Consider the following 26,427-nt stretch of genomic DNA (forward strand, 5'->3'; position numbering starts at 1 on the left):
GCGCTACGGGGCGGGCGACGACGCGGCGTTGCGCCGCGTCGCCTGCGCGTAGTTTCAGCGCGCAGCCGGATAGGCGCGCGGCAGGCCGCCTTCGGACGCGGGCGTGCGCGGGTGCAGGTAGCGGTCGCGCAGTTCGGTCTGGCGCGAACGCATCGGGATCGCACGGCCGTCGAACCAGGTCTGCACCGCGGTCTGCGCGACATCCAGCGGATCGCCGGTCCACAGCACGAGGTCGGCGCGCCTGCCCACCGCGATGCTGCCGGCGTCGACGCCCAGCAGGTCCGCCGGCACCCGGGTCAGGCCGGCCAGTCCGGCATCCCACGGCAGGCCGTTGGCGACTGCGTTGCCGGCCAGCTGGCGCAGCTTGCGCGCGTTGTGCGAGGCGTCGCTGGCCTGGGCGAACGCGACCGGCACGCCGGCGGCGTGCAGCCGCGCGGCGTTCTCCAGCGTTGCACCGATCTGGTCGAAGTCCGACGGCAGGTTGACCAGCGGATCGACCAGCACCGGCACCCGCGCCGCGGCGAGCTCGGGTGCGAGCTTCCACGCCTCGGCGCCGCCGCGGATCGCGATGCGCAGCCCGTGCGCCTTCGCCCAGCGCAGCAGCTGGCGGATGTCGGCGGCGCGGTTGACGCCGACGACGATGACGCCGTTGCCGTCGAGGTAGCGCAGCAGCGCACGCTTGCCGGCGGGCGTCAGCGCGGCGACGTGCGAACCGGCCGGCAGGCGCCCGCGCGCCTCGTCGACCAGCTGGTCGAGCAGCATCCACTGCGCCGCGCGCGATTCGCCGCTCTGCCCGGCGCCGGCGCTGCCCAGCGACAGGTGCAGCACCTTCGGGCCGGCCGGGTCGATGCTGCCGTCGAGCCGCATCGGCGCGCCCTGGCCGCCGATGATCGAACTGGCGCTGCCGGCCGACAGCAGGGTGAAGCCGATGCCCTCGACGGTCGCCACCGGGATCACGATCGAGTCCGGGTTGTAGGCCAGGGTCACGTCGAACTCGGGGCGCACCGCCATGTCGCTGGCCTCGCCGAGCGAGAGGCGGTCGTCGCGGGTACCGCTTTCGCCCGAGACCTCCTCGATGCCGATGCCGGTCACGCCGCCGAACAGTGCCGGCGTCAGCGGCCGGCCGGCCGCGTCGACGCTGTGCACGCCGTCGGCGGACAGGCCGCGTCCGAGCGCGGCGATGCGGCCGCCGCGGACCAGCACGTCGGTGCCTTCGAGCGTGCCCTGCGAGGTCGCGGTGTGCACGGTCGCGTTGCGGATCAGCAGGTCCTGCGCGGAGACGGCGACGCTGGCGCAGGCGGCGACGGCGGCGACCAGCAGGCGCGCCAGGCGCGTGTCGCGGCGGCTCATCGGGCACCTCCGGTCGCGGCCGCGCCCTGGCCGAGCATGAAGTCCGAGACCGGCTGGCGCGCCGGGTCGAAGCGATCGAAGACATGCGCGCCGTCGATCCACACCTGTTCGGCCAGCGCGTAGACGCTGAACGGATTGCCGTTCCACAACACCACGTCGCCCATCTTGCCCGGGGTCAGGGTGCCGGTCTGCTCGAGCACGCCGAGCGACTTCGCCGCGTTCTCCGTCAGCCAGCGGATCGCGTGCTCGGGCGCGATGTCGATGCCGACGCGGCGCGCATTGGCGATGACCTTGGCCGCTTCCTGGTTGAGGCGCTGGATGCCCTCGTCGGAGTCCGAATGCACGATCGCACAGCCGCCCGGTGCGCGGTCGACGATCGCGATGTTCTCCTGGATGCCGTCGAAAGCCTCCATCTTGAAGCCCCACCAGTCGGCCCACAGCGCGCCGCAGACCCCGTCGGCGGCGAGCCGGTCGGCGATCTTGTACGCCTCCACGCCGTGGTGGAACGCGGTGATGCGGAAGTCGAACTCGTTGGCCAGGTCCAGCATCTGCGCCATCTCGTCGGCGCGGTAGCAGTGGATGTGCACGAGGATGTCGCCGTCCATCGCGCCGGCCAGGGTTTCCAGCTTGAGGTCGCGCTTGCCCGGCGAGTCGCCGGCCTGCTTGCTGCGGTACTCGGCCGCGTCGATCAGCGCCTGGCGGTAGCCGGCGACGTTGCCCATGCGCGTCGCCGGGCCGCCCTTCTGGCCGTAGACCCGCTTGGGATTCTCGCCGCAGGCCATCTTCAGGCCGTACGGCGCGCCGGGAAACTTCATGTCCTGCACCGTGGTCGCGGCGATGTTCTTCAGGGTCACGCCGCGGCCGCCGACGAGGTTGGCCGAGCCGGGCAGGATCTGCAGCGAGGTGATGCCGCCGGCCAGCGCCGCGCCGAAGCCGGGATCCTGCGGCCACACCGAGTGTTCGGCCCAGACCTGCGCGGTGTTGGGCGCGGTCATCTCGTTGCCGTCGCTGTGCGCGCGTGCGCCGGGACTGGGGTACACGCCCAGGTGCGAATGCACGTCGATGATGCCGGGCGTGACCCACTTGCCGCGGCCGTCGACGCGCTGCGCGCCCGCCGGCGCGTCGAGGTTGCGGCCGACCGCTGCGATGCGGCCGTCCTGCAACAGCACGTCGCTGTCCTCCAGGCGCTGGCCGTCGCCGGTCAGCACGGTGGCGCCGGCGATCAGCACTGGTGCGGCGGCGATCGGCCGGTAGGTGCCGGGATAGGCGACGGACGCCGCCGCCGCGGACGCGGTGGCTGCGGCAGGTCTTTCGGATGCGGTGGTGGCGCAGCCGCCCAGCAGGGCGGCCGCCAGGGCGGCGGACAACAGGCGTGACATCGAAACTCCCCGAAGATCAATGAGCGACAGGCCGTGCCGGAAGGCAGGCGCGGCGGCGCGGCCGCGTCCGAGTGTAACCGCGGCGCGCGCCGCTGCGCTGCGACCGCCTGCCGGTTCCGGGGGCGCTGCGGTCGCGTGCGGGGCCCGTGCCAGAATGGGCGGCTCGGAAGGAGAAGACGATGAAGGAAAAAGAACAGATCGTCGAGAACTGGCTGCCGCGCTACACCGGCGTGCCGCTGGACCAGTTCGGCGAACACATCCTGCTGACCAACTTCGGCGGCTACCTCGGCCACTTCAGCCGCCTCACCGGCGCCGAGGTCGTCGGTCTCGACCGGCCGATGCCGAGCGCCACCGCCGACGGCATCACCATGATCAACTTCGGCATGGGCAGCCCCAACGCCGCGACGATGATGGACCTGCTGTCGGCGATCGCGCCCAAGGCGGTGCTGTTCCTCGGCAAGTGCGGCGGGCTGAAGAGGAAGAACCAGCTCGGCGACCTGGTGCTGCCGATCGCGGCGATCCGCGGCGAAGGCACGTCCAACGACTACCTGCTGCCCGAGGTGCCGGCGTTGCCGGCGTTCGCCCTGCAGCGTGCGGTGTCGACGATGATCCGCGATCTCGGCCACGACTACTGGACCGGTACCGTCTACACCACCAACCGCCGCGTGTGGGAGCACGACGACGCGTTCAAGGAGCGGCTGCGGCAGATGCGCTGCATGGGCGTGGACATGGAGACCGCGACGATCTTCGCCGCCGGTTTCGCCAACCGCATCCCGTCCGGCGCGCTGCTGCTGGTCAGCGACCAGCCGATGATCCCCGAGGGGGTCAAGACCGAGGCCTCGGACGCGAAGGTCAGCGCCGAGTTCGTCGAGCGCCACATCCGGATCGGCATCGAGGCGCTGAAGCTGATCCGCCGGCACGGCAAGTCGGTGCGGCACCTGCGTTTCGACGAATAGCGCGTTGCGGCCTTTGCCGTCAGGGGCGCCGCACGCCGAACAGCAGCCTGTCGTCCCAGGCCTTGAGCAGGTCGGCACGGGAGATGCCGATCCGCTCGCTGTCGTCGAACTCGATGCCGGCCGGGTCGCCGCGGAGGTCGGACGTCGCACTGGCGCGCGTCGCCGACGCCGCGTTCTCGGTGATCACCACGACGTCCGCGGCGTCGACCGCGATGACCTTGAGCAGGCCGTAGGCGGGCTCGATCTCGTTCTCGTCCTCGTCGGTGAAGCCGTAGTCGGAGAACGTGCTGAGCTCCGCGGCGTACAGGTCGCCGACCGCGGGCGCCTCGACCAACGCACGGTCGGCCTTGCCCGAGCAGCCGGCCAGGAAGACAGCGCAGCACAGGACGGCGATGGCGAGCATTCGGATCGGGCGGCGCGGCATCTCGACTCCTGCGGGCGATGGTGGTCTGGCGCGCGAGTATAGCCGTGGCGGTGGCGTCAACGGCCTGCGCCGGGGTGCCGGGTATGCTGCATCGATGGAGACGATCAGCGCGGACGAAGTCATCGGGTTCTGGCGGCAGGCAGGCCAGCAGAAGTGGTTCAACGGCGGCGAGGCCTTCGACCGCGAATGCGACGCGGTGCTGCGCGCGACGCATTTCGCCGCCGCACGCCGGGAGCTCGACGGCTGGCTGGACAGCGCCGACGGCGGCCTCGCGCTGTTGCTGCTGCTCGACCAGATCCCGCGCAACATCTTCCGCGGCAGCGCGCATGCGTTCGCGACCGATCCGCTGGCGCTGCACTTCGCGCGCAGGTTCGTCGATGCGGGGCTGGACCGCGCGGTCGACGACGACCTGCGCGCCTTCGTCTACCTGCCGTTCGAGCATTCCGAGGCGTTCGACGACCAGCACCGCTCGGTCGCGCTGTTCGATGCGTTGGGCAATGCCGAATACCGCAAGTACGCGCAGGCGCATCTCGACGTGATCGCGGAATTCGGGCGTTTCCCGCACCGCAACCGGGCCCTGGGCCGGACCAGCACGCCCGGGGAGCAGGCCTGGCTCGATGCCGGCGGCGGTTTCTGAGGGCCGGACGGACGTCCCCTGGCGTTTTCTGTGTGGATGAAGCAGGTCCCTCGCTGCGCTCGGGACGACAGATGGCGGGTTGCGGGCGACTGCGGACTGCCGCTGTCGCCCGGCCTTGGGTGAAGCACCGGAAAGGCGCCGGCAGATCGTAGGCCGGGGCAACGCCCCCGCCGCCGGGACGACCCGGTCATCGGCGGAGAACCGCGAAAAAGCATGAGCACATGCCGAATCGGCATTGTCGCTGTTGCCGTGCAGCATGGCGTACTACGTGGCCGTTCCATTCAGCCAGGTACCCATTCATGCGTGTTGTGTCCCGGATCGCGGCTGCCGTCGCCGTCGTGCTTGCGTCGCAGTCCTCCGTCTTCGCCCAGTCGCCGGACCCCCAGGGAAGCGCGCGCACGCTCGAGACCGTGCGCGTCACCGGCTCCAACATCAAGCGCAGCGACACGGAAGGCGCCAACCCGGTCCAGGTGATCGGTCGCGAGGAACTGGAGACTTCCGGCAAGGTCACCGTCGCCGACGTGCTGCGCTCGATCTCGGCCAACACCGGCAACGCGACCAACGAGACCAGCAACAGCGGCTGGGCCTCGGGCTCGGCCGGCATCGGCCTGCGCGGGCTGTCGCAGAAGAACACGCTGGTGCTGCTCAACGGCCGCCGGCTGGCGAACTACGGCTTCCCGTCCGGCGGCCTGTCGGACACCTTCGTCAACCTCAACGCGCTGCCGCTGGTCGCGGTCGAGCGCATCGAGGTGCTCAAGGACGGCGCGTCGGCGGTCTACGGCTCGGACGCGGTCGCCGGCGTGGTCAACATCATCACCCGGCAGAACTTCCAGGGACTGGAGATCGGCGGCAGCGCCGGCACCTCGGACGAGGGCGGCCTCGACACGCAGCGGGCACGCCTGGTCGGCGGCGTCGGCGACCTCGACACCGACGGCTACAACCTGCTGTTCAGCGTCGAGGCCTACAACCGCGAGCGGCTCGACCAGGACCAGCGCGCGCTGACCCGCTCGGGCATCTACACCGACAAGCCCGGCGGCCGCTGGAACGGCTGGTCGGCCAAGGGCGCGCGCTTCCTGGTCGACGGCGTCTCGGTGCCGCTGCTCGACGCCGCCGGCAACTGCCCCGAGGGCACGGTGCTGACCGCGAGCGCGCCGATCGACGGCCTGGCCGGCGACACCTGCGCGTTCAACCTCGCGCCGTACACCACGCTGATCCCCGCGACCGAGCGCTACCAGGGCTACGTCAACGGCACGCTGCGCATCAACGACACCACCGAGGCCTTCGGCGAGCTGATCGTCAGCCGCATCCGCGGCGCCTCGCTGTTCGGCTCCAGCCCGTACTTCACCCTCGAAGGCGGCCGCTTCGCGCTCAACGCCGAGACCGGCCTGGCCGAGCCGGTGTCGAACCTGCTGCCCGCCGGCAATCCCTACAACCCCTACGGCGTCGACGTCCCCATCGAGTACACCTTCTTCAACCTCGGCGAGTCGCTGAAGACCAACCGCTCCACCGCATGGCGCGCGCTGCTGGGCGTGCGCGGGCAGTTCGGCGCCGACTGGGACTGGGAGGCGGCGGGCTTCGCCGCGCGCAGCAAGGAGGAGGAAATCGTCGCCGGCGGCTTCGCCAACCGCTGGACGCTGGCCGCCGCGCTCGCCGACGGCAGCTACAACCTGCAGGATCCGGCGGCGACGCCGCAATCGGTCGTCGACGCGATCGCGCTGAGCACGCTGCGCCCGGCCGACTCGCGGCTGACCGGGTTCGACTTCAAGGTCTCGGGCAGCCTGTTCGACCTGCCGGCCGGATCGGTCGGGTTCGCGGCCGGCGCGGAGTGGCGCCACGAGTCGCTGGTCTCGCGCAATCCCTGGCAGATCGACGCCGGCCTGCAGGTACGCCCGGCGATCGCCGCGGTCGACGGCGACCGCGACGTCGCCGCGGTCTACGCCGAGGTCAACCTGCCGCTGACCCCGACGCTGGAGCTGCAGCTGGCCGGACGCGGCGACCACTACAGCGATTTCGGCAGCGCGTTCTCGCCCAAGGCCGGCCTGCGCTGGCAGCCGCTCGACGCGCTGCTGGTGCGCGCCTCGGCCTCGCGGGGTTTTCGCGCGCCGTCGCTGTCGGAGAACTCGGCCTCGACCAACATCGCCTACGGATCGGTCGTCGACCCCTACGATCCCGACGTGCCGGGCTCGCGCCAGAACCCGACGTTCTTCACCGTCGGCAACACCGAACTCGACCCCGAGCGCACCCGCAGCTACAACCTCGGTGTCGTGGTCTCGCCGTGGGCCGACACCAGCGTGAGCCTGGACTGGTACCGGATCGAGCTGGACAACCTCATCGGTACCGGCAACACCACGACGATCGTGCAGGACAACGATCCCGCCAACGTGGTCCGCGACGCGCGCGGCAAGCTGGTCGCGGTCTACAACCGCTACCAGAACCTCAGCGAACTGCAGACCTCGGGCCTGGACGCGGAACTGCGCCAGCGCTGGCGCACCGGCGGCCTGGGCACGTTCGGCCTGTCGAGCGTGTTCACCCACGTGCTGGAATACAAGCGCCCGCAGACCGTCGGCGGGCCGCTGGTCGACTATGCCGGCAGCAACCTCGGCCCGTCGCTGCCGCGCAACAAGGCGACGACGACGCTGGACTGGGACATCGGCGACTTCAACACCGCGCTGACCTGGTACCGCACCGGCGGCTACGACCAGAAGGCCAGCACCGCCGCGAGCGCGGTGCAGTCGCGCGTCGACGCCTACGACCAGTTCGACCTGTACTTCGGCTGGTCGGGCATCGAGCGCCTGACCCTGTATGCGAAGGTCGAGAACCTGTTCGACGAGGCGCCGCCGCACGACGCCTCGTTCCCCGGCATCCGCGCGCCGTACGACTTCAGCCAGTACGACCTGCGCGGCCGCTACTTCCAGGTCGGGTTCGACTACCGCTTCTGAGGGCGCGCGTGCCGGCGGCGACGGACTCTCCGGCGTCGCCGCCGGCCTTTTCCCCGGTGCCGGCCGGGTCTCCCTGCACGCGGGCAATGGCGGGCAGGGCCGGGAGCGACGCCGGTCGCACCTTTCCACTGCAACAGGAATCCCGATGTCGATGTCCACTCCGATCCGTGCGCTGCCGCTGCTCGCGCTGCTGCTTTGCGCCGTCCTGCTGCCCGCGCCGGTCGCGGCGCAGACCGCCTACTACTTCCCCGATGCCGCCGAAGCCGACTTCGATCCGGCGATCCCCACGCCCGAGGCGTTCCTCGGCTATCCGGTCGGCAGCCACTACACCCGCCACGACCGGATCGTCGACTACCTGCGCGAACTGGCGCGGCTGTCGGACCGCGTGCACGTCGAGGACACCGGGCGCAGCTACGAGGAGCGGCCGCTGCTGGCGGTGCTGGTGACCTCGCCCGGCAACCACGCCCGCCGCGAGCAGCTGCGCGCCGCGCACGCGACGCTGGCCGATCCCGCCGCGCCGGACGTCGATCCGGCGCAGGTGCCGGTCGTCGTCGGCCTGTACTACAGCGTGCACGGCAACGAGACCTCCAGCGGCGAGGCGATGCTGCTGACCGCCTACTACCTGGCCGCCAGCCGCGCGCCCGAGGTGCAGCGCTGGCTCGACGCGGCGATCGTGCTGATCGACCCGGCGCAGAACCCAGACGGCCGCGACCGCGCCGCGAACTGGCACAACGCCTGGAAGTCCAACCCGCCGGTCGCCGATCCGCTCGACAAGGAACACGTCGAGCCGTTCCCGATGGGCCGCACCAACCACTACTTCACCGACCTCAACCGCGACTGGCTGGCGATCACCCAGCGCGAGACCCGGCCGAAGATCGCGCTGTTCCACCAGTGGCTGCCGAACGTGCAGATCGACTTCCACGAAATGGGCGCGGCCAGCACCTACTACTTCGAGCCGTCGCCGTCGAGCATGCACAGCCCGCTGCTGCCGCAGGCCTCCTACGACTTCAACGTCACCCTCGCGCGCTACCACGCGCAGGCGCTCGACGGACTGGGCTCGCTGTACTACACCAAGGAGAACTTCGACAACTTCTCGCCGGTCTACGGCTCGACCTATCCCGACTTCCACGGCGGCGTCGGCGTCACCGTCGAGCAGGGCAGCTCGCGCGGGCTGGTGCAGGACACCGCCGGCGGCCCGCTGGAATTCCGCTTCACGATCCGCAACCAGCTCGCCGTCGGGCTGGCGACGATCCGCGGCGCGGTCGCCGAGCACGCCGGCCTGTTCGCGCTGCAGAAGAATTTCTTCCGCTCCGCACTGGCGCAGGGCCGACGCCACGGCTCGGCCGCGTTCGTGTTCGGCGACGAGCACGACGCCTCGCTGAGCCGGCAACTGCTCGACCTGCTGCTGCTGCACCGGATCGAGGTGCATGCGCTCGCGCACGAGACCACGATCGACGGCCGCCGCTTCGTCCCCGGCAGCGCCTGGGTGGTGCCGTCGGCGCAGCCGCAGTTCCGGCTGGTGCACTCGATCTTCGAGGACACCCCGGAAGTGAAGGAGAGCGTCTACGGCAGCACTTCGTACGCGATCGCGCCGGCCTACGGCCTGCAGTTCGCCGCGCTGCGCCGCCTGCCCGCGACCGCCGGCCGCGTGACCGCGCTGCCGGAGGCCGTGGCGGGCGTCGCCGGCGGCCAGGCACGCTACGCCTATGCGGTCGACTGGCGCGACGCCGGCGCCGCCCGCGTGCTCGCCGCGCTGCTGGCCCGGGACATCCGCGTGCGCGCCGCGTTCCAGCCGTTCACCGCGCGCGCCGGCGGCGGCGATATGGCGTTCTCGTACGGCACGCTGGTCGTGCCCGTGGCCGGCCAGCCGCTCGATGCGGCCGCATTGCATGCCGCCGTCGACGCCGCCGCGCGCGAGGCCGGCGTGGTCGCGCACGCGCTGACGACCGGGCAGAGCATCGCCGGCGTCGACCTGGGCAGCGACAGCATCCGCCCGCTGCGCGCGCCGAAGATCGCACTGGTGATGGGGCAGGGCGTCAACGCGACCGAGATCGGCTCGACCTGGTTCGCGCTCAGCGAGCGCGTCGGCTGGCCGGCGACCCGGCTCGACCCCTCACAGCTGGCGCGCGTGCCGCTGGGCCAGTACACCAGCATCGTGCTGGCCGGCGGCAACTACGGCGACTGGAGCGAGGCGACGGTCAAGGCGCTGCGCGCATGGATCGAGGCCGGCGGCTCGCTGGTGACTTTCGGCAGCGCCTCGCAGTGGGCGATCGAGAAAAAACTCGCCGACGGCCTCGCCGAGCCGACGCCGAAGGACGCGGCCGACACCGGCCGCGCCGATTTCGGCGCGCGCCGCGACACCCTGGCCGAGGACCGCATCTCCGGCAACCTGGTTTCCGCCGACGCCGACATCAGCCACCCGCTGGCCTTCGGCGTGCCGCGCCGCGACATCGTCGTCAACAAGGAAACCGACGTCGTGCTGCCGGCGGCGAAGGACCGCTTCTCCACCGTCGTGCGCATCGACGACGCGCCGCGCGTCAACGGCTTCCTGTCCGCGCGCAACCGCGCGCGCCTGCCGGGCGCGCCATGGGCCGTGGTCGCCGCGACCGGGCAGGGCAGCGTGGTGCTGTTCGCCGACGACCCCGCGCACCGCAAGTACTGGCACGGCACCGAGCGCCTGCTGCTCAACGCGCTGTTCCTGTCCGACCAGCTGGTGCCGAGCGGCCGGCGATGACGTGGCAGCAGACGTAGGGCGGGTCTCGACCCGCCTCGTGTCGATTGGCGTGGCGGGTCGAGACCCGCCCTACGCGGCCCGGCTCCGCTTCCGGTTCACGCCTGCATGATCCGCAGGTTCAGCGCGGGGGACCGACATCCCACGGGAATCGGCGGCTGCGGCGCGGGTGCATCATGTGCGTCGGGATGTGCATCGGGCGCATGGGCCCGACCTACGGTAGGTCGGGGCAACGCCCCCGACGCCCGGGGATCGATTTCCTCTGGAAACCGGCTGACGGCCAGACCAGCCCGTGCAGGCTCAGTACTTCGGCACGCCGGAATCGACGCTGTCCGACCAGGCGTCGATGCCGCCGGCGACGTTGAACACCCGGGTGAAGCCCTGGTTGCGGAAATGCTCGGCGGCCTGCTGGCTGCGGCCGCCGTGGTGGCACAGGAAGGCCAGCGGGGTGTCCTTGGGCAATGCCTGCAGGCGCTGGATGCCGTCGCCGTCGAGCACTTCGAACGGACGTGCGACCGATGCGGCGGCGCGTTCTTCCGGCGGGCGCACGTCGACCAGGGTCAGGGTGCCGGCGGCGAGGCGGTCGTCGGCCTCGGCCGGGCTGATGTCCTGCACGGGCTTGGGCGCATTCGGGTTGTCGATGACCAGGCCGCGGCCGCGGATGTCGTCGGCGAAGTCGATCGTCAGGCCGTCGGCGCGGCGCGCGGCGGCGAGGTCGAACTGCACCGCGATGCCGTCGGCATCGGCGATGACCGCATTGGCATTGCGCGGCGCCAGCTGCAGGCGGGTGCGGAAGTTGCGGTCGATGTCGACCTGCAGCAGGTAGTCGCCGCCGGCGTCGGCGACCGCCTTGGCGATCATCTCGCGCGCGGCCGGGGTGATGGCGATCGACGGCGGGGTGCGGTCGGGTGGGGCGACACCGAACACGGCATGCAGCTCGCCGCTGCCGGCCATCTGCTCGATGATGTCGCTGCCGCCGAGCAGTTCGCCGTCGACGTAGAGCTGCGGGATCGTCGGCCAGTCGCCGTAGACCTTGATGCCTTCGCGGATCTCGCCGTCCTCGAGCACGTTGACGTGCGCGTAGTCGACGCCCAGCGCGTCGAGCGCGGACACGGCCTTGGCGGAGAAGCCGCATTGCGGCGCCAGCGGCGAGCCCTTCATGAACAGCACGGCGCGGTTGCCCTGCAGCAGGGTTTCGATGCGGGTGCGGAGGGCGGGATCGAGGGACATGGCGGCGAATCCGGGATGCGGGAAGTCCGACATGGTAACGCGGCGCTCCGGATGCAAGCCTGACCGCGGGCGCGAGGCGCCACAATGCGGCGATGCGCCGGCCACGCAGCTGGCATCATGCGCGGCATGTCGCCGCACCGTCCGCCCCGCCGTCCGCATCTGTGGCTGCCGCTGCTGCTGGCCTCGCAGCTGGCGGTGGTCGTCGCGTGGTGGTGGCTGGGCTGGCGGGTCGGGCTGCCGCTGCTGCTGGCCAGCCATGCGCTGTGCCTGTGGGGCGTGCTGGCGCCGGGTTCGCGTCTGTTCGGGCCGGTGCTGACCCGGCTGCCGGACGGGGCGCAAGGCGTCTGGCTGACGATCGACGACGGCCCGTCCGACGACACCCTGCCGCTGCTGGACCTGCTGGACGCGCACGGGGCGAAGGCCACGTTCTTCCTGGTCGGCGCGCGCGCGCGTGCACGGCCGGAGCTGGTGCGCGAGATCCTCCGCCGCGGCCACGGCATCGGCAACCACAGCCAGACCCATCCGCAGGCGGTGTTCTGGGCGCTGGGGCCGGCGCGGATGCGGCGCGAGATCCTCGACTGCCAGCGCACGCTCAGCGGGATCGCCGGGCAGGCGCCGGTGTGGTTCCGCTCGGTCGTCGGCCACAGCAACCCGTTCGTGCATGCGCCGCTGCGCGACGCCGGCCTGGCGCGCGTGGGCTGGTCCGCACGCGGGTTCGATGCGGTCGAGGCGGATGTCGACAGGGTGGTGTCGCGGATCGCCGCGGACCTCGCACCGGGTGCGATCGTGCTGCTGCACGAGGGCGCCGGGCACGGACGCAATGTCGGGATGGTCGCAGGCGTGCTGGCGAGGATCCAGGCACAGGGCCTGCGCGCGGTGTTGCCCGACTGACGAAGCGTCCGCATCCGCGCCTGCCGTCGCGTAGGGCGGGACTTGTCCCGCCGTCTGGACGAGACCCGCCTACGTGCGCTCGCCGACGATCAGCCAGTTGTTGAACGGGGTGTCGCCGTACAGCGGCCGGATCGTGGTGCGCAGGCCGGCGCCTTCGAGCTGGCTGCGCAGGCCGTCGGCGGTGGGGTAGCACTTGGCGCGTTCCTGCATCCAGCCGACCAGGTTCGCCAGGCGGTCGGTGACGCGCGTGGTGCGGCTGCGCGGGGAGTCGTCGGCCACGCCGCTGCGGATCACCAGCCGCGCGCCTGGATCGAGCATCGCGATCACGGTGTCGAGCAGCGCGCGCTGCTTGTCGTGCGACAGGTACTGCAGCACGTCGAGGATCGCGACGCTGCCGCGATGGTCCGGCGCGCCGTTGGCCAGGTCGACGACGTCGAAGCGTGCCTCGCGCAGGCCGGTGCGCGCGGCGACCTCGCGGCCGCGGCGGATCTTGGCCGCGTCGATGTCGACGCCGTAGTAGGCCAGCCGCTGGCCGTCGGCATGCAGCGCATGCGCCAGCAGGCCGAGGCCGCAGCCCAGGTCCAGCACCGGCGCGCGCGTCGGCCGCAGCGCGTCGAGCACGCCCGGATACAGCGGGTCGGTGCGCAGCTTGGTCAGCGTGTAGTAGTAGTCGTAGCGGTTGCCGAGCGGATGTTTCGGCAGGAACGCGCGGGCGATGCCGCGCGCGGCGGCGCGGTCGAAGGGGGCGGTCGGAGGCGAGGTCGCGGTCGAAGTCATGGGCGCGACAATAAGCCGCGCGCGACCGGCAGCGCCAGCCGGGTCCATTCGGCGTACAGCGCCGCGGACGGGTGCAGGCCGTCGTCGGCGAGCATCGCGATCTCGCCGCCGCGCGCCCGGCTGACCGGGGCGATGTCGACGAAGGCGACGCCGTGCACCGCGCAGCTGCGCGCCGCGGCCGCATTGAAGGCGTCGAGTTCGCGCGCGATCCGGGCGCGGTCGCGGCCCAGGCCGATCGCGAACGGGGTCACCCCCCAGTCGGGGATCGCCAGCACCAGCACCCGGCCCGCATTACCGCCGGCGAAACCGGTCGCGCGCCGCAGCAGCGCGTCGAACTGCTGCGCGTACTCCCCGACATTGCGCCCGCGGTACTGGTTGTTGACCCCGATCAGCAGGCTGACCAGGGCGTACGGCCCCTGCGGTGCGGCGGCGTCGATCGCCGCATCGAGTTCGTCGGTGGTCCAGCCGGTGCGGGCGATGATCTCCGGCGGGTCCAGCGAGATGCTTTCGCCGCGCAGCGCCGCGGCCAGCTGCACCGGCCAGCGCGCGTCGTCGGCGACGCCCTCGCCGATGGTGTAGCTGTCGCCAAGCGCGAGATAGCGTGCGGAGTTCATCGCCGCTGTGCGATGCCGAGCGCGACCGCGCGGGTGCGCAGCCATTGCAACCGTGCGACGTCGCGCTGCCACTGGCAGCGCGACCAGTCCTCGGCGGCATCGTCCTCCAGCCCGGCGGGATCGCCGCAGGCCTTTCGCGAGGCCGCCAGCCAGTCGCGTTGCGCCGCCTGCAGCGCGGCCGCCTCGTCGCGGCGCCCGGGGCCGAGCTGCAGGCGCAGGCGACGGTAGGCGGCATTGAGCGCATCATCCGAACGTGCCTGCAGGAACGCGAACGGCATTTCGGCATGCAGCACGCCGGGCAGGTTGGGGATCGGGAAATGCTCGCCGGCATTGCCGTTGCTGAAGCCGTCGATCTCCACGTCGAGATCGATCAGGGCATCGCCGTCGCGCGGCGCGGGCAGGCGGTAGCTGGCGAGCAGCACGTCGCGATTGCCGGCGCCGCCGAGCAGCCGGTACGGAACCGCGCCGAGGTCGCGGCTGTCCTGGAACACGCGCAGGCGATAGCAGCCATCGACGGGGGTGTCGCCGCCGGGACAGTCGCGTGGCGACAGGCCGCTGGGTTCTTCCGGTGGCCGGTCGATGTGGCGGACCTCGACCAGCAGGCGCACCTCGTCGCCGATGCGCACGAGATCGAGCGGATGTGCGCTGAGGGTGCGTTCCGCCCGGGCCGTGGATGCCAGCCCGCACAGGGCAAGTCCCGCCAGCAGCGTGGCCGCGAGGCGGGCCGTCATCACAACGCCCAACGCGGACGCTCAGGCCGCGCTGGAGCGGCGCGCGAGCGGCACGACCTTGCCGATGCCCTCGGCATGCCGGTCGAGCACGCGCTCGATCCGCGCGAAGACCTCGCGCAGCTGCTCGGGCTGCGGCAGCAGGGTCACGCGGAAGTGGTTGCGGTAGGGCACGTTGAAGCTGTTGCCCGGCACCACCAGCACGCCCTCGGCCTCCATCAGTTCCAGCGCGAAGGCGTGGTCGTCGAAGCCCTGGGCGAACTCGTCGGATACGCCGGGGAACGCGTACAGCGCACCGCCTGGCGCGGCGAGCTTCAGGTAGTTGCTGGCGGCGCAGGCCTCGACGACCACGCGCCGCGCCTCGTACAGGCGGCCGCCCGGCCGGCACAGCGGGGTGATCGTGTCGACGCCGGTCAACGCGGCCTCGATCGCGAACTGGCCCGGCACGTTGGCGCACAGGCGCAGCGCGCCGAGCAGGTCCATCGCGTTGCGGAAGTCGCGCATGCGGGCCTCGTCGCCCGACAGCACCGCCCAGCCGACGCGCCAGCCGCAGGCGCGGTGCACCTTCGACAGGCCGCCGAACGACAGGCACGGCACGTCGCCGGCGAGCGGCGCCAGCGGCGTGAACTCCGCGCCGTCGTAGAGGATGCCGTCGTAGATCTCGTCGCACAGCAGCAGCAGGTTGTGCTTGGCGGCGATCGCGACGATGCGCTCGAGCAGCTCGCGCGGGTACACCGCGCCGGTCGGGTTGTTGGGGTTGATCAGCACGATCGCGCGGGTGCGCGGCGAGACCAGCGCCTCCATCTCGTCGGGGTCGGGCAGGAAGCCGTTGGCGACCTTGCAGCGGTAGAACACCGGGCGGCCGTCGTTGAGGATCGTCGCCGCCGACCACAGCGGGTAGTCGGGCGAGGGCACCAGCACCTCGTCGCCGGGATTGAGCAGCGCGCGCAGCGCGATGTCGATCAGCTCGCTGACGCCGTTGCCGACGAACACCCGGTCGGGCGATGCGCCCGGGGTGCCGCGCGCGGCATGGTGCGCGGCGATGGCCTCGCGCGCGAGCGGCAGGCCCTGCTGGTGGGTGTAGGGGTCGGTGTTGTGGATGTGGTCGGCGATCGCGTGCTGCAGGTGCTCGGGCGCGCGAAATCCGAACGCGCCGGGATTGCCGATGTTGAGCTTGATCAGCGTGCGTCCCTGGGCCTCCAGCTCGCGCGCGCGCCGCGCCAGTTCGCCGCGGATCTCGTAGCGGACTTCGGACAGGCGTTCACGGGTCTTCAGGCTGGGGGCGGACATTGCGGTGGATTCGGGACGGACCAGCGTTCGATGCTAGCGGAAAAGCCGCATGAATGCGGGTCGGTCCGACGAATGGTCCAGGCGGGGCCGACCGGCCGGAGCGCCGCGCCGGCGGCTTCGCTTTTCCGCCGCCCCAGGTTTCTGACATCCCTCGCCGCGTTCGGGACGACGGGAGGCGACGGGATCCGGGCGGCAGGGATCGCCGGCGCTGCCCGGCCCGTCATGGCGCGGCTCCCTTCCACGTGGCCATCGGCAGACCGTGCGGGAATGCGGGCTAGAATCCGCGCATGACGACCGCGCCCGCTTCCGTTTGAGTTCCGGCCCCGCCGCGCTGCGCGCGATCGGCTGGCCGTTCGACGGGCCGCCGACCGGCGACTGGGCCGACTGCATGGCCGCGCATCCGCACGCGCAACCGGCCCGCGTCATCGAACAGCACCGCTCCGGCTACATCGTCGCCGGGGGCCCCGACGCCGGCGTCGCCGTCGAATCGCCGCCCGAATGGCTGCGCCGCAGCGGCTACCGCAAGGGCACGATGGCACCCGAGGACCGCGCCGCGGTCGGCGACTGGGTGCTGGTCGAGGACGGCAGACGCATCGTCGCGCTGCTGCCGCGGCGCAGCGCGATCAAGCGCGCGGCCGCCGGGGAGCATTACCGCCAGCAGCTGATCGCCGCGAACATCGACACCGTGCTGATCGTCTGCGGCCTCGATGCCGACTTCAATCCGCGCCGGATCGAGCGCTACCTGCTGCTGGTGCAGGGCGGCGGCACGCCGGTGATCGTGCTGACCAAGGCCGACACGCCCGGCGCCGACGTCGCCGCGGCGCGCGCCGCGCTGGCCGAGATCGGCGCGCAGGGCATCGAGGTCGTCGCGGTCAACGCGCGCGACCCGGCCAGCGTCGCGGTGCTGCACCGCTGGCTCGGGCCGGGCCGGACCGCGGTGCTGGTCGGCAGCTCCGGGGCCGGCAAGTCGACGCTGACCAACAGCCTGCTCGGCATCGAGCGGATGAAGACCGCCGCGGTGCGCGAGACCGACGACCGCGGCCGCCATACCACCACCCACCGCGCGCTGATCCCGCTGCCCTCGGGCGCCTGCCTGATCGACACGCCGGGCATGCGCGAGCTCAAGCCGACCGGCGAGGAAGACCTGGCCGACGGCGGTTTCGCCGACATCGAGGCGCTGGCCGCCGGCTGCCGGTTCCGCGACTGCGGCCATGGCGCCGAGCCGGGCTGTGCACTGCGCGCGGCGGTCGAGGCCGGCACGCTGTCGCCGGCGCGGCTGGCGAGCTACCTGAAACTGCGCGACGAACTCAGCGACGCCACCGGCAGGCGCGCCGACCGCATGGCGCACAAGCCCGATGCGAAGGCCGCGCCGCCGAAGCCCGCCGGCCGCACCGGCGGCCGGCCGCCGGGCAAGCCGGCGCGGCGCGGCAGCGACTGGACCCGCGAGGACTGAGGGGCGTCCCTTCCAGGGGCTTCGGCCGCCGGGAACGTCCGCGCCGCGCCGTGCCAGACTAGCGCCATGACTTCCGCTCCGACGATCCTGGTCGCCGACGACCATCCGCTGTTCCGCGCCGCGGTGCTGCACGCGCTGCGCGACAGCCTCGGCGCGATCGACGTGGTCGAGGCGGCGAGCGCATCGGCGCTGGCCGCCGCGCTCGATGCCCAGCCGCGGATCGAGCTGGTGCTGCTGGACCTGGCGATGCCGGGCGCGCGCGGGCTGTCGTCGCTGGTGTACCTGCGCGGCGAGCGGCCCGAGGTGCCGGTGGTCGTGATCTCGTCCAACGACCACCCGCGCACCGTGCGCCGGGTGCAGCAGTTCGGCGCGGCCGGGTTCATCTCCAAGTCGGCGCCGGCCGAGTCGATCGGCCAGGCCGTGGCCACGGTGCTCGACGGCGGCAGCTGGTTCCCGCCGCTGACCGCCGAGCGCTCCGAGGCCGATGCCCGGCTCGCCGCGCGCCTCGCGCAGCTGACCCCGCAGCAGTTCCGGGTGCTGATGTGCCTGGCCGACGGCCTGCTCAACAAGCAGATCGCCCACGTGCTCGGGCTGGCGGAGAACACGGTGAAGGTGCATGTCACCGCGATCCTGAAGAAGCTCGAATGCCACAGCCGGACCCAGGCCGCGCTGCTGGTCAAGGCGCTGGAGCCGGAAGGCGAGGTCTAGGCGGGCCGGCTCCGATCGCGCCCGCCGGCGGTCAGCCACGCCGCAGCAGCAGCTGGGTCATCAGCGCGCGCAGCGCCGGGGCGCGCACCGGTTTGCGCAGGCAGCCCCAGCCGCGGGCGTCGGCCAGCCCGCGCAGGGTGTCGTCGTGCGCGGCGCTGACCAGGATCACCAGCGGCGGCAGCGGCCAGTGCGCGGCCAGCCGGTCGTACAGCGCGGGACCGTCGAGCGTGCCCAGTTGCACGTCCAGCAGCACCAGCGCCGGTGGCGGCAGTGCCGGCGCGGCGGCGATCGCGTCGTCGCCGCCGCCGGCGAAGTCGACCGCGCACCGCCAGCGCTGCAGCAGCGCGCGCGTGGCCTCGCAGACGCGCGGGTCGTCGTCGATGCACCAGACCCGGCACCCGTGCAGCGGCGAATCCTCGTCCGCGTGGGTTGCCGCCGGGGCTGCCGGCGGTGCGTCCGTGCCGGCCACGCCCAGCGGCACGGTCACCGAGAACACGCTGCCCACGCCCGGCCGTGAGCGCAACCCGATGCGGTGTCCGAGCAGTCGTGCGATGCGGTCGACGATCGCCAGCCCGAGCCCGGCGCCGCGCTCGCTGGCGATGCCGTCGTCGAGCCGGCGGAACTCCTCGAAGATCTCGTGCTGGCGGCCCGGCGGGATGCCGGGGCCGGTGTCGTGGACCTCGATGCGCAGCGCGTCGCCGACCCGGCGGCAGCCGATCGCGATGCGCCCGCGCGGGGTGTAGCGCACCGCGTTCGACAGGAAGTTCTGCAGGATCCGGCGCAGTAGGGTCGCGTCGCTGCGCACCCAGGCGCGGGTGGCGACGGCGTCGAGCCGCAGGCCGCGCGCGGCCGCCAGCACCCCGGCCTCGCGCGCCAGCGCGTCGAGCAGCGGGCCGAGCGCGAAGTCGCGCACGTCGGTCTGCAGGGTGCCCGACTCCAGCCGGGAGATGTCGAGCAGGCTGGCGAGGATGCCGTCCTGCGCCGCGAGCGCGCCATCGATGCTGTCGGCCAGTTCGCGCGCCTCGCTCGCGCGCAGGCCGCTTCCGGGCACGTCGTCGGCGGGCATGCCGTTGTCGCCCACGCCGCCGTCGTGCAGCCGCCCGCGCAGCGCCGACAGGAACATCCGCGCCGCGTTCAGCGGCTGCAGCAGGTCGTGCACGGCGGAGGCGACGAAGCGGCCCTTGTAGCGGTTCGCCGCCTCGGCGTCGCGGCGCGCCTGTTCCAGGTCGGCGGTGCGCTCGGCGATGCGCCGCTCCAGCGAGTCGGCCAGCGAGCGCAGCTCGCGCGCGGTGGTCTTGTAGCTGGTGATGTCGGCGTAGCTGGTGACGAAGCCGCCTTCGGGCAACGGGTTGCCGCGGATCTCCAGCACCGTGCCGTCCTCCTTCTCGCTCTCGCGCATGTGCGGCTTGCCGCTGCGCAGGTGGCCCAGCCGGCGCTGGATCGCGTCCTCGACCGGTCCCGGCCCGAGCAGGCCGCGGCGCGCGTTGTAGCGGAACACGTCCTCGATCGGCGTGCCCACCTGCACCAAGTCCGGCGGGAACCGGAACAGTTCGATGTAGCGGGCGTTCCACGCGACGATGCGCAGGTCGGCGTCGATGATCACCACGCCCTGCGGCAGGTGCGCCAGGCGCCGGCTCAGGCCGGTGTCGGCTTCCTGCGCGGCCGCGACCAACCCGTCCTGCGCGGTGCGCAGTTCCTCGGCGTGCTGGCGCACCAGGGTTTCCAGTTCCAGCCGGCTGCGCCGGCGCAGCGCGCCCAGGCGCAGGCGTTGCTGCAGGAACAGCAGCACGAACGCCAGCGCCAGCCACGACGCGCCGGCGATCGTGGCCCACTGCCGCGCGGCGACGGCGACCGGCGCGGCATCGTGCAGCAGGTGCAGGGTCCAGTCGGTGCCGTCGACGGGCGCGCGCTGCCACAGCCAGCGCCCGGGCATCGGCGGCTGGTCGATGCGCAGCAGTTCGCCACCGCCCGGCGCCCGCAGCGCCTGCACCGCGACCGGCTGCAGCGCCTGGCCCTCGTACTGGCGGGTGTCGGCGAGTTCCGTGCGCGTGGCCGCGTCCAGCGGCGCCAGCACCCGGTAGCGCCACGCGGCGCGGCTGGCGAGGAACACCACGTCGTGCGCGTCGCTGACCAGCACGGTGTCGCCGTCGGCCGGCCAGGCCTGCTGGATCGCGTCGAGCTCGATCTTGATCACCACCACGCCGATCGCGTGGCCGGCGTCGTCGCGCACCGCCTCGGACAGGAAATAGCCGGGCACGCCGGTGGTCACGCCGATGCCGTAGAAGCGGCCTTCGCCCTCGCGCAGCGCCTGCTGCACATAGGGGCGGAAACTGTAGTCCTCGCCGACGTTGCTGCCCGGCGTCTGCCAGTTGCTGGCCGCCACCGCGATGCCGTCGGCGTCGGTCAGGGTCAGCGTCGAGGCGCGGGTGCTGCGGTTGGCCTGCTCCAGGCGCAGGTTGAGCTGCTGCCGCATCGCCGCGTCGGCCGGGCCCGAGGCGCCGCGGCGCACGTCCGGGTTGATCGCCAGCAGCCGCGGCAGCATCCGGTAGCGCTCGATGCGCTGGTTCAGGGCCTGCGCATGCAGCGCCAGCTGCTGCGTCGCCTGCTGCGACTGCTGCGCCAGCGCGCGGCGGCCGCCTTCGCGATGGGCCACGGCGGCCACCAGCAGCAGCCCGCCGCCGGTCAGCAGCAAGGTCAGCAGGAAACGGTGGAGTCGGGTGGCCGGGCGCATCGCCGACAGTGTAGGGGCGCGCGCCGCCGGGTCGCGGACCGGCGGGTCAGGACGGGTCGATCAGGGCATGCTGATCAAAAATGGACCTGGGCACGGACCTCGACCAGGTCCGGGCGGCTGCGCACGCCAGCGCGCGTGGCGTCGACGCGCACGTAGTTGGCCTGCAGCTTCACGTACGGGCTCAGGTACCAGTTGGCGCCGACGGTCCAGTCGTGCTGGCGGCCGCCGTCGATGCCGGCGTCGTCGAGATCGACATGGCTGTAGCGCGCCAGCAGCTCGACCGCGCCCTGTGCCCGTGCCGGCTTCGGGTTGGACAGGTTGCCCGCCGCGTACGGGCGGCTCTCGCCGGTCAGCAGCCAGCTGGCGGTGACATAGCCGCCGTCGGCGCGGTAGTCGCGCAGGCCGTCGTCGCGGGCGATGTCCGCGCGCATCAGCTCGCCCTGCAGCGACACCGGGCCGCGGATCCACACGCCTTCCAGGCCGGTACGGTGGAGGTGCGCCACCGGTGCCAGGCTGCCCGAGTCGACCAGGCGCACCGGGGTCAGGCCGGCGCCGGGCCGCGCCTGCAGGCGCGCATCGGCGGCGTGCGCCGCGCCGCGGCCGTCGGTCCAGCCTTCCGGGTTCTCGCGCGAGGCCGACACGCCCAGGTGCAGCACGTCGCCGTCGCCCTTGCGCGGGGTCCACGCCGCGCGCCCAGCGAAGGTCTGGCCGGGATTGTCGCCGTGCAGGTCCGTGCCCGCGTAGCCGCCGGCCTGCAGCAGGTAATGCGGCTGCTCGAAGGTCCATTCCAGGCCGGTGCGGCGGCCCTGGTAGAAGGCCTGGGTCGGCGTCGACATCTCCATGAGGCTGACCGCGCGCGAGCTGGTCGCGCCCTCCAGCCCCACCGGCACCTTGATGTAGCCCACGCGCAGCTTGCCGACGTCGCGGCCGAACAGGGCCTTGCTCTCGACCCGCAGGTAGACGTCGAGCCAGGTGTGGGACTCGAAATCGTAGTACACCATCGCATCCCACACCCCGGGCTTCTTCAGCGTCGCGCCGAACTCGCGCCGGCGCAGGCCGGCGTCGTCGTCCAGCCGCGGCTCGCCGCCGAAGTCGACATGGTCCCAGGCGAAGTTGCCGGTGGCGGCCAGGGTGATGTCGCCGGCGAAGCCGACGCGCGGCGGCCATGCGCCGGTATCGGCGGCATACGCGCACGCGGACGCCGTGCAGGCGCACAGGAGGAGGGACAGGGAGGCGGGACGCATGGGGAACTCGTGGAGGTGTCGGCAAGGCGCCGACCGGTCGTTTCGATGAACCGGGCCGCGTGAACCGGTGCGCGGCGGGGGGCGCCGTCATTGTAGGCCCGCCCGGTCGCATCTAATCCAAAGTGACTAGGGCCGCGCCCGTGTGCGTCCGCTGCTGCGTCATTGCTCGCTTCCCCGGAGCCCGGGAAGACGGGCATCCCTGCGCGGCGCATGCGTGCTGCAGTGCGGTAACACCAATAGGCTATCGGCGCCCGCGCACCGCTGACGTACAACTGCCGCCCCGGCATCCGCGTTCGACGGATGCGTCCACCGGAGCGTTCCATGCACGTCGGCACCGATCCCCAGCCCGTCGCCGGGCCCCTGCCGTGGTATCGCCAGCTCTACGCGCAGGTGATCGTGGCGATCGTGCTCGGTGCGCTGCTCGGCCACTACGCGCCGGCGCTGGCGGAACAGATGAAGCCGCTCGGCGATGCCTTCATCAAGCTGGTCAAGATGATCATCGCGCCGGTGATCTTCCTGACCATCGTCACCGGCATCGCCGGCATGACCCAGCTGCGCAGCGTCGGCCGCGTGTTCGCCAAGGCGATGGCCTACTTCCTGTGCTTCTCGACGCTGGCGCTGGTGATCGGCATGGTGGTCGCGCACGTGGTGCAGCCGGGCGCCGGCATGGACATCGACCCGGCCTCGCTCGACACCAGCGCGGTGCAGGGCTACGTGCAGGCCTCGCACGAGATGACCCTGACCGGATTCCTGCTCGACATCATTCCCGGCACGCTGGTCGGCGCCTTCGTCGGCGGCAACATCCTGCAGGTGCTGTTCGTCGCGGTGCTGTCCGGCATCGCGCTGGCGATGGTCGGCGAACGCGGCCGGCCGGTGCTGACGCTGCTCGAAGCGCTGACCACGCCGGTGTTCAAGCTGGTGCACCTGCTGATGAAGGCCGCGCCGGTCGGCGCGTTCGGCGCGATCGCCTTCACCATCGGCCGCTACGGCCTGGAGTCGCTGGTCAACCTGGCCTGGCTGGTCGGCACGTTCTACGTCAGCGCGCTGCTGTTCGTGCTGGTGATCCTGGGCACGGTGTCGCGGCTGTGCGGGTTCTCGATCCTCAAGCTGATGCGCTACCTCAAGGCCGAGCTGCTGCTGGTGCTGGGCACCTCGTCGTCGGAATCCGCGCTGCCGTCGCTGATGGAGAAGATGGAGAAGGCCGGCTGCCGCAAGTCGGTGGTCGGGCTGGTCGTGCCGACCGGCTACTCGTTCAACCTCGACGGCACCAACCTGTACATGACTCTGGCCGCGCTGTTCATCGCCCAGGCCACCAACATCGAGCTGACGCTGTGGCAGCAGGTCACCCTGCTGCTGGTGGCGATGCTCAGCTCCAAGGGCGCGGCCGGCGTGACCGGCGCGGGTTTCATCACCCTGGCGGCGACGCTGTCGGTGGTGCCGACGGTGCCGGTCGCCGGCATCGCGCTGATCCTGGGCGTCGACCGCTTCATGAGCGAGTGCCGCTCGATCACCAATTTCATCGGCAACGCGGTGGCCACGGTCGTGGTCGCGCGCTGGGAGAACGCGCTCGACCGCGACGCACTGGCGCGGGCGCTCGACGGCGGGGCGGGCCCGCTCGCGGCGGCGCCCGATCCGGCGGCCGGCCCGGGCGACCGCGAGGTGCTGGCCGCCGACTGACCACCGCCCGGCATCGCGTGCCGGGCATACGAGGAGGGAGAACATGAGACGACAGACACGATGGACGGGCCTGCTGGCCGCCCTGCTGCTGGCCTGCAGCGGCGCGGCGGCCGCGCAGCCCGCGCTGCGGACGATTCCGCTGTGGCCGGCCGGCCACCTGCCGCAGACGGTCAACGGGCCGGAGCAGGTCGGCAACGAGGGCGGCGCGATGGGCGCGGTGACCCGCGTCTCCGAACCGCGGATGGAGATCCACCGTCCCGCGCAGCCCAACGGCACCGCGGTGCTGATCCTCGGCGGCGGCGGCTACTTCCGCATCCAGGTCGGCACCGCGGCGCGGCCGATGGCGCAGTGGCTGGCGTCGATCGGGGTCACCAGCGCGGTGCTGTACTACCGCATGCCGGTCGACGGCTGGCCGGCCTCGGCGCCGTTCGCCGACGGCCAGCGCGCGATGCGCCTGCTGCGGGCGCATGCCGGCGAACTCGGCATCGATCCGCAGAAGATCGGGGTCATGGGCTCCTCGGCCGGCGCCAACCTCGGCGGCATCCTCGCCACCCGCTTCGACCACGATTTCTACCCGGCGCTCGACGCCAGCGACCGGCTGCCGTCGCGCCCGGACTTCCTGGTGATGCTCTATCCGGTGGTGACGCTGAAGCCGCCCTACGACACCACCCGCAGCCGCCGCGAGCTCGCCACCCAGGCCGACGCGGTGGAGGCGTACTCGGTCGAGGCGCACGTGCGCGCCGACATGCCGCCGGTGTTCCTGGCCCACGCCGCGGACGACCGCATCGCCGACGTCGGCCACAGCCTGCTGATGTTCCAGGCCGCGCGTGCGCACGACGTGCCGGCCGAGCTGCACGTCTTCGAGCGCGGCGGCCACAGCTGGGGTCTCGGGCGGCCGGGCACGCAGGTCGCCCAGTGGCCGCGCCTGTTTGCCACCTGGGCCCGCGCCCATGGCTTCATGGCCGCCCCGGCGGCGGGCCTGCAGCCGCTGACCGGCGCCGGGCTCGCGCCGACCCGGGCCGCGCCCGTCGACGACGACGCCCCGTTCGAGGACGAGGGCGACTGAAGCGCCCGGGAAGGCAGCGCCCGCCGCCGCGGTGCCCGATGCCTTCCCGGACCCGGAGCCCCGACCGCCATCCGCATTCCTGGAGATATCCGATGAACCGCAACCGCAACCATACCCGCGCCCTCGCCGCCGGCGTCCTGCTGGGGCTGGCCGCACTGCCCGCCGTCGCCGCCGAACCCGCCAGCGAGGCCGACCTGCGCGAACTGGTCCGCCAGCAGGCCGAGCAACTGCGCCTGCAGTCCGAACAGCTGCAGGCGCTCAACCAGCGCCTGAGCGCGCTCGAAGGCGGCGCACCCGCCGTGGCCGCGACGCCCGCCGCCGCGCCCGCGTCCGACCCGATCCAGGCCCAGGTCGACGCCGCCGTCGCCGACACCCGCCAGGACGACGACCTCGCCATCCTGCAGGCGCAGGTCGCCCAGCTCGCCGCCGGCGGCGGCACCGGCGGCGGCAACACCAGCTGGCGCCGTGGCGGCCCGGAGTTCCGCAACGCCGACGGCAGCTTCACCTTCCACCCGCGCGGCCGCGTGCTGATGGACTTCTCGTCCACCCACGGCTCCGGCTACGACGCGCGCAACATCAGCGGCACCGAAATGCGCCAGGTGCGCCTGGGCGCGGAGGGCACGATGGGCCCGCTGGGCTACAAGATCGATGCCGAGCTGTCCGACAACAGCGTCACCATCTCCGACGCCTACCTGCGCTGGAACACGCGGTTCGGGACCCTGCCGGCGGAGTTCTACGTCGGCAACAAGCTCAAGGACCGCGCCCTCGATTCCAGCACCACGCTGACCCGCACGCCGTTCATGGAGCGCAATGCGGTGGCCTCGGTCGGCATGCCCAACAGCGGCTACTTCGGCCTCGGCGCGCAGATGAAGCTGATCGGGCAGAACTGGCACTACAGCCTCGGCGTGACCGGCGACGACATCGGCAACACCGGTGGCGAGAGCGACTCGCTGACCTGGACCACGCGCGCGCACTGGAACCCGGTCAAGCGCCCGGCCGGCTTCCTGCACGTGGGCGGCTGGTACGTCCACGAGGACTTCGGCAGCGACGTGGGCAGCATCAACAAGGTGCCGCGCATCGCCTCGGGCTTCAACGACAACGTCCGCGTCTCGGCCAGCTCGATCGCCAACGTCACCCGCGAGTCGATCTGGGGCGCCGAGCTCGGCGGCACCTGGCGCAGTGGCTGGGCGTTCGCCGAGTACGCCGAGCGCACGATCAGCTCGCGCACCGTCGACGACTTCACCCAGAAGGCCACCTCGGTCTACGCCGGCTGGCTGCTCACCGGCGAGAAGCCCGGCTTCAGCGCCCGCTCCGGCGTGTGGGGCACCACGCGCGTCGCCCGTCCGGTCACCGACGGCGGTATCGGCGCCTGGGAACTGGCCGTGCGCTACGACGATTTCGACTTCACCGACGCCGCGCGCGGCGGCGAGGGCGACGCCTGGACCCTGGGCGTGAACTGGTACCTCAACAACTGGTCGCGGCTGATGCTCAACTACGTGCGCTGGACCACCGACAACCAGGTCGGCGCCTACACGGGCCGGGACTCGGGCAACACCGTCAACGTCCGCGCCCAGGTCGTGTTCTGACCGCGCCGCGGCGCCG

General features: G+C 72.3%; 20 protein-coding genes. 10 read left to right on the plus strand and 10 right to left on the minus strand.

Annotated elements, in window-relative coordinates:
- Window positions 1–54 precede the first annotated feature (54 nt).
- Together LDO26_RS11160 and LDO26_RS11165 are read right to left on the minus strand one after the other, a co-directional pair.
- Window positions 55–1,350 carry an amidohydrolase family protein gene (locus tag LDO26_RS11160; RefSeq protein WP_232131173.1) on the minus strand — a complete coding sequence of 432 codons (1,296 nt, stop codon included), beginning with the start codon at window positions 1,348–1,350 and terminating at the stop codon, window positions 55–57.
- On the minus strand, window positions 1,347–2,729 hold the full coding sequence (locus LDO26_RS11165; protein ID WP_232131174.1) for an amidohydrolase: 1,383 nt from the start codon (window positions 2,727–2,729) through the stop codon (window positions 1,347–1,349). Before LDO26_RS11165 ends, LDO26_RS11160 begins: the two co-directional genes overlap by 4 nt.
- A gap of 179 nt (window positions 2,730–2,908) precedes the next feature.
- On the opposite strand from LDO26_RS11165, the gene LDO26_RS11170 reads away from it, so the two are divergent.
- Window positions 2,909–3,685 carry an AMP nucleosidase gene (locus LDO26_RS11170; RefSeq protein WP_232131175.1) on the plus strand — a complete coding sequence of 259 codons (777 nt, stop codon included), beginning with the start codon at window positions 2,909–2,911 and terminating at the stop codon, window positions 3,683–3,685.
- 19 nt (window positions 3,686–3,704) lie between these two features.
- Here the strand turns inward: LDO26_RS11170 and LDO26_RS11175 are convergent, their stop codons facing one another.
- Window positions 3,705–4,109 (minus strand): hypothetical protein, encoded by a 405-nt coding sequence (locus tag LDO26_RS11175; protein WP_232131176.1) that lies wholly within the window; start codon window positions 4,107–4,109, stop codon window positions 3,705–3,707.
- Between the two features lie 94 nt (window positions 4,110–4,203).
- Between LDO26_RS11175 and LDO26_RS11180 the strand changes: the two genes are divergently transcribed.
- The 3 genes from LDO26_RS11180 to LDO26_RS11190 all read left to right on the plus strand — a co-directional run bounded on the left by LDO26_RS11180 (window position 4,204) and on the right by LDO26_RS11190 (window position 10,419).
- A complete protein-coding gene (locus tag LDO26_RS11180) occupies window positions 4,204–4,746 on the plus strand; it encodes a DUF924 family protein (RefSeq protein WP_232131177.1) in 543 nt (180 codons plus the stop codon).
- A 299-nt stretch (window positions 4,747–5,045) separates the two neighbouring features.
- Entirely contained in the window at window positions 5,046–7,685 is a 2,640-nt protein-coding gene (locus LDO26_RS11185; protein ID WP_232131178.1) for a TonB-dependent receptor plug domain-containing protein, read from the plus strand.
- A gap of 151 nt (window positions 7,686–7,836) precedes the next feature.
- Window positions 7,837–10,419, plus strand: a complete 2,583-nt coding sequence (locus LDO26_RS11190) for a M14 family zinc carboxypeptidase (RefSeq protein WP_232131249.1) — start codon at window positions 7,837–7,839, stop codon at window positions 10,417–10,419.
- Window positions 10,420–10,716: 297 nt separating this feature from the next.
- Here LDO26_RS11190 and grxD read toward each other — a convergent pair whose 3' ends face one another.
- Window positions 10,717–11,646: a Grx4 family monothiol glutaredoxin gene (grxD, locus tag LDO26_RS11195; RefSeq protein ID WP_232131179.1), complete on the minus strand. Its 930-nt coding sequence runs from the start codon at window positions 11,644–11,646 to the stop codon at window positions 10,717–10,719.
- Window positions 11,647–11,772: 126 nt separating this feature from the next.
- Between grxD and LDO26_RS11200 the strand changes: the two genes are divergently transcribed.
- Window positions 11,773–12,537, plus strand: coding sequence for a polysaccharide deacetylase family protein (locus LDO26_RS11200; protein ID WP_232131180.1), 765 nt, complete (start codon window positions 11,773–11,775; stop codon window positions 12,535–12,537).
- Window positions 12,538–12,606: 69 nt separating this feature from the next.
- On the opposite strand, the gene LDO26_RS11205 is transcribed toward LDO26_RS11200, so the two are convergent.
- From LDO26_RS11205 to LDO26_RS11220, 4 genes are read right to left on the minus strand one after another with little or no spacing between them, the layout of a single operon-like run.
- The gene (locus tag LDO26_RS11205) at window positions 12,607–13,314 is read right to left on the minus strand and encodes a methyltransferase domain-containing protein (RefSeq protein WP_232131181.1); all 708 of its coding nucleotides are present in this window, start codon (window positions 13,312–13,314) and stop codon (window positions 12,607–12,609) included.
- On the minus strand, window positions 13,311–13,928 hold the full coding sequence (locus tag LDO26_RS11210; RefSeq protein WP_232131182.1) for an SGNH/GDSL hydrolase family protein: 618 nt from the start codon (window positions 13,926–13,928) through the stop codon (window positions 13,311–13,313). Before LDO26_RS11210 ends, LDO26_RS11205 begins: the two co-directional genes overlap by 4 nt.
- Window positions 13,925–14,659, minus strand: a complete 735-nt coding sequence (locus LDO26_RS11215; protein ID WP_232131183.1) for a lysozyme inhibitor LprI family protein — start codon at window positions 14,657–14,659, stop codon at window positions 13,925–13,927. The genes LDO26_RS11210 and LDO26_RS11215 overlap by 4 nt, the downstream gene beginning before the upstream one ends.
- A gap of 21 nt (window positions 14,660–14,680) precedes the next feature.
- Complete coding sequence (locus LDO26_RS11220) at window positions 14,681–15,946, minus strand: pyridoxal phosphate-dependent aminotransferase (protein WP_232131184.1); 1,266 nt, start codon at window positions 15,944–15,946, stop codon at window positions 14,681–14,683.
- 310 nt (window positions 15,947–16,256) lie between these two features.
- On the opposite strand from LDO26_RS11220, the gene rsgA reads away from it, so the two are divergent.
- Together rsgA and LDO26_RS11230 are read left to right on the plus strand one after the other, a co-directional pair.
- Complete coding sequence (gene rsgA, locus LDO26_RS11225) at window positions 16,257–17,399, plus strand: ribosome small subunit-dependent GTPase A (RefSeq protein WP_232131185.1); 1,143 nt, start codon at window positions 16,257–16,259, stop codon at window positions 17,397–17,399.
- A gap of 66 nt (window positions 17,400–17,465) precedes the next feature.
- Window positions 17,466–18,107 (plus strand): response regulator, encoded by a 642-nt coding sequence (locus tag LDO26_RS11230; protein ID WP_232131186.1) that lies wholly within the window; start codon window positions 17,466–17,468, stop codon window positions 18,105–18,107.
- Window positions 18,108–18,138: 31 nt separating this feature from the next.
- On the opposite strand, the gene LDO26_RS11235 is transcribed toward LDO26_RS11230, so the two are convergent.
- A complete protein-coding gene (locus tag LDO26_RS11235; RefSeq protein WP_232131187.1) occupies window positions 18,139–20,838 on the minus strand; it encodes a hybrid sensor histidine kinase/response regulator in 2,700 nt (899 codons plus the stop codon).
- Between the two features lie 74 nt (window positions 20,839–20,912).
- Window positions 20,913–22,082, minus strand: a complete 1,170-nt coding sequence (locus tag LDO26_RS11240) for an OprO/OprP family phosphate-selective porin (RefSeq protein WP_232131188.1) — start codon at window positions 22,080–22,082, stop codon at window positions 20,913–20,915.
- 321 nt (window positions 22,083–22,403) lie between these two features.
- Here LDO26_RS11240 and LDO26_RS11245 point away from each other — a divergent pair, with 321 nt between their 5' ends.
- The 3 genes from LDO26_RS11245 (at window position 22,404) to LDO26_RS11255 (ending at window position 26,411) form a co-directional block, all read left to right on the plus strand.
- The gene (locus tag LDO26_RS11245) at window positions 22,404–23,759 is read left to right on the plus strand and encodes a dicarboxylate/amino acid:cation symporter (RefSeq protein WP_232131189.1); all 1,356 of its coding nucleotides are present in this window, start codon (window positions 22,404–22,406) and stop codon (window positions 23,757–23,759) included.
- A gap of 43 nt (window positions 23,760–23,802) precedes the next feature.
- Window positions 23,803–24,825, plus strand: a complete 1,023-nt coding sequence (locus LDO26_RS11250) for an alpha/beta hydrolase (RefSeq protein WP_232131190.1) — start codon at window positions 23,803–23,805, stop codon at window positions 24,823–24,825.
- 92 nt (window positions 24,826–24,917) lie between these two features.
- A complete protein-coding gene (locus LDO26_RS11255) occupies window positions 24,918–26,411 on the plus strand; it encodes an OprO/OprP family phosphate-selective porin (protein WP_232131191.1) in 1,494 nt (497 codons plus the stop codon).
- Window positions 26,412–26,427 lie beyond the last annotated feature (16 nt).

Origin of the sequence: Proluteimonas luteida (assembly GCF_021191695.1) — a bacterium.
Lineage (GTDB): Bacteria > Pseudomonadota > Gammaproteobacteria > Xanthomonadales > Xanthomonadaceae > Luteimonas > Luteimonas luteida.